The 3,557-nt window shown below is 64.4% G+C and carries 4 protein-coding genes; all 4 read right to left on the minus strand.

Translation table 11 applies throughout. From position 1 onward, the window contains the following. Positions 1 to 39: 39 nt before the first annotated feature. Entirely contained in the window at positions 40 to 867 is an 828-nt protein-coding gene (locus JNN06_RS07980; protein ID WP_291239062.1) for a transglutaminase family protein, read from the minus strand. Continuing rightward, positions 867 to 1,817, minus strand: a complete 951-nt coding sequence (locus JNN06_RS07985) for an alpha-E domain-containing protein (protein WP_291239063.1) — start codon at positions 1,815 to 1,817, stop codon at positions 867 to 869. The genes JNN06_RS07980 and JNN06_RS07985 overlap by 1 nt, the downstream gene beginning before the upstream one ends. A gap of 5 nt (positions 1,818 to 1,822) precedes the next feature. After that, entirely contained in the window at positions 1,823 to 3,214 is a 1,392-nt protein-coding gene (locus JNN06_RS07990; protein ID WP_291239065.1) for a circularly permuted type 2 ATP-grasp protein, read from the minus strand. Between the two features lie 59 nt (positions 3,215 to 3,273). Beyond that, on the minus strand, positions 3,274 to 3,557 hold a 284-nt coding region (locus JNN06_RS07995; protein WP_291239064.1), incomplete at its 5' end, for a hypothetical protein.

A 3,557-nucleotide genomic window follows, 5' to 3' on the forward strand; every position in this document is an offset into this window, starting at 1 on the left:
CAACACTAGGGCTGCGCCAAGGCCGGTGCAAGGCGGGGCTCACTGCTGGCTTTGGCTTTGGCCGCCCTGTGTCGCCACGCGCACGGTGACATCCATCGTCTCGGCGCCGGGGCCGCGCGCGATGCCCCGGATCGGCGCGGCATCCTGCGCGTCGAGGCCCGAGCCCAGCCGGATATAGCGCGCATCCGGGCAGCAGCGATTCGCCGGATCAAAGCCGATCCAGCCAAAGCCTGGCACATGCAGTTCCGCCCAGGCATGGGCGGCGTCATGGGCCTTGCCTTCGGCATCTGGGGCCAGATAGCCGGAGACATAGCGCGCCGGAATGCCCTGCGCCCGCGCCACGGCGATCAGCGCCTGCGCGTGATCCTGGCAAACCCCTGCCCCTTGCGCCAGCGCTTCGGCGGCGGTGGTATGGGCCTCGGTCACGCCGGGGGCGTAAGCGATGGCTTCGGCCACGGCGGCCGCCAGCCGATGCGCGGCATCCAGCGGGTTCTCGGCCCCTTCGGCCGCGCGCGACAGCGCCACCAGCGCCGGATCGGCCCAGGTGGCGGCGGTTTCGCGCAAGTAAACCTCGGGGCGCACCGTCTCGCGGTGGCCCTTCAGGATGCCGGCGGTATCGCTGGTTTCCACGATGCCCTTCACATGCACGGTGATCTCGGCCACCGGGCCTTGCACCGACCAGCTGTGCAGCCGGTCCCCGGCCCCGTCGCGGAAGCCGCCTCCCGCGATCCCGTCCGAGACGGTCACGCTCCAGTCCAGCACGGTCTGGCTTTCGCAAGCCGAGGGCGTCAGGCGGTGGCTTTGCACCACGCCGCGCACCGGCTGGTCATAGACATATCGGGTCACATGATCGACGATCAACCGCATCAGCGCACATCCCCGCTCAGGTAGCATTCGTGCATCAGGGTGCCCAGCACCGCGCTTTCGCCGATGAAGCGCGACAGAAACTCGTGCAGCCCTTCGTCGAAAATCGCCTCGGTGGTGGTGGTTTCCAGCTCGGCCAGCATGGCGGCGGCCTTGCCCTGCGCGCGGGTGCCGCGCCCATAGGCCTTGGCAAGCCGCGCCAGATGGTTGTTCATCCCCGCCACGCAGGTGATGAGCGAGCGCGGGCTTTGCGGGTTGAGGATGAGGAAATCGGCGATCTTGGCCGCTGTCACCTCGCCGCCATAGGCCCAGTGGAAGGCGCGATGTGCCCCCATGGCGCGCAACAGCGTGGTCCACTGATAGTTATCCAGACCCGACCCCACGAAATCGAGGCTGGGCAGCAGGACGTAGTATTTCACATCCATCAGGCGCGCGGTGTTATCGCCGCGTTCCAGATAATAGCCGATATTCAAGAAGTTATAGCCGTCATTGCGCAAAAGCGTGGCATCAATGGCGCCGCGCACCATGGCGGAATGGCGCATGACCCAATCGGTCAACCGGCTCAGTTCCAGCTCGGACCGCGGGGTGCGTTCCAGCTGGCGCAGCTCTTGAAAGGCGGTGTTCAGCGCATCCCAGACCTGGCTGGTCAGCGCGGTGCGCACGATGCGGCCATTCTCGCGCGCGGCGGTGATGCAATTGGCGACCGAGGCCGGGTTGTCGCGGTCGAAAAACAGCCAGCTTTCCAGATTGCGCTGCACCGGGTCGCCATATTTCTTGGCGAACCCGTCGGCGGTACCCGAGGATTGCAACAGGCTGTCCCATTCGCTGCGATAGCCATGGGCCGAGGGCAGCAGCGAAATGCGCGAGCCGACCTCCAGTAGGCGGGCGGCGATGTCGGCGCGCTCCATATAGCGCGCGATCCAGTAGAGGTTGTCTGCGGTTCTGCTCAGCATGATCGTTACTCCGCCAACACCCAGGTATCCTTGACGCCCCCGCCCTGCGAGGAGTTCACCACGAGGCTGCCCTCCGTCAGCGCCACGCGGGTCAGACCGCCGGGCACGAGGTCGATCTGTTCGCCCACAAGGCAATAGGGCCGCAGATCAACATGGCGGGGCGCGATGCCCTCGGCCACGAAGGTGGGCGTGGTGGAAAGCGCCAGCGTCGGTTGCGCGATGTAATTGTCGGGGTCGGCCTCGATCTTGGCGCGGAAGGTCTCGATCTCGGCCTTGGAGGATTTCGGCCCCACCAGCATGCCATAGCCGCCCGAGCCATGCACCTCCTTGACCACGAGTTCCGGCAGCTTGTCGAGGACGTATTTCAGGTCATCGGCCTTGTTGCATTGCCAGGTGGGCACATTGTTCAGGATCGGCTCCTCGCCCAGATAGAAGCGCACCATATCCGGCACGAAGGTGTAAACCGCCTTGTCATCCGCCACACCCGCGCCGGGGGCGGAACAGATCGACACGCCGCCCGAACGGTAGACATCCATCAGCCCCGGCACGCCCAGCATGCTGTCGGGGCGGAAGCAGAGCGGGTCGATAAAGGCATCGTCGATCCGGCGATAGATCACATCGACGCGCTTTGGCCCCTCGGTGGTGCGCATATAGACATATTCGCCCTCCACGAACAGATCCTGCCCCTCGACCAGCTCCACCCCCATCAGATCGGCGAGGAAGCTGTGTTCGTAATAGGCGCTGTTGAAATGGCCGGGCGTCAGGATGGCGATGCGGGGTTCCCCCTTGCATTTGGCGGGCGCCACCGAGGCCAGCGTGCGCCGCAGCCTTTCGCTATAGCTGTCAACGGGTTGGATGCGGTTTTCGCGGAAGAGGTCGGGGAACATCCGCATCATGATCTCGCGGTTTTCCAGCATGTAGCTGACGCCGGAGGGCGTGCGGCAATTATCCTCCAGCACGAAGAAATCCTCTGGCCCGGTGCGGACCAGATCAATGCCGACGATATGGGAATAGACCCCCTTGGGCGGCACAAAGCCCACCACCGCCTTTTCATAAGCGTCATTCTGATAGACCAGCCGGGCCGGGATGCGCCCTGCCTTCACGATCTCGCCCCGTCCATAGACATCGACCAGAAAAGCATTGAGGGCGCGGGCGCGCTGCTTGATGCCCCGCTCCAGCTTGGCCCATTCGCCCCCGGTGAAGACGCGGGGGAACATGTCGAAAGGGATCAGGCGGTCCGGGTCGCCGCCCTCGCCATAGACGGCAAAGGTGATGCCAATGCGGCGAAACAGCGCCTCCGCCTCGGCCTGTTTCATCTGCCGGAACTCGGCCGGCATGGTCTTCATCCAGTCTTCCAGCCGGGCATAGGGCGGGCGCACCGCCCCGTTCTGGTACATCTCGTTAAAGTAATCCGTCACCTGAACCATCCCCCCGGTTTTGGGTTTATTGGGGTCAGTTAAGCAGCCGTTTCCGCCAGTGGGAAGCGCCCGCGCCCATGTTTGCAGCGCCCGCCCGGAGAGAGCGCCCAAATCGCGCCTGACTGCACAATTTTTAGGCAAATCACAGGGGCCCGCGCCGCGGAGGCGGAAGATTTTCGCAGCCCAATGCGTTTTGGGGCGAGGAAGGTTCCCGGATTGATTGCAAAACCGGCAAATCCTCCCGCACAGGGTGTTTCGTCGTCGCGCCGATCCCGAATCTTTTGATCAAAAGCGCTTTCAATTTCCGCCGCCGAACTGGACA

It is taken from the genome of Gemmobacter sp. (genome assembly GCF_016792925.1).
Taxonomy (GTDB): Bacteria; Pseudomonadota; Alphaproteobacteria; order Rhodobacterales; family Rhodobacteraceae; genus Gemmobacter.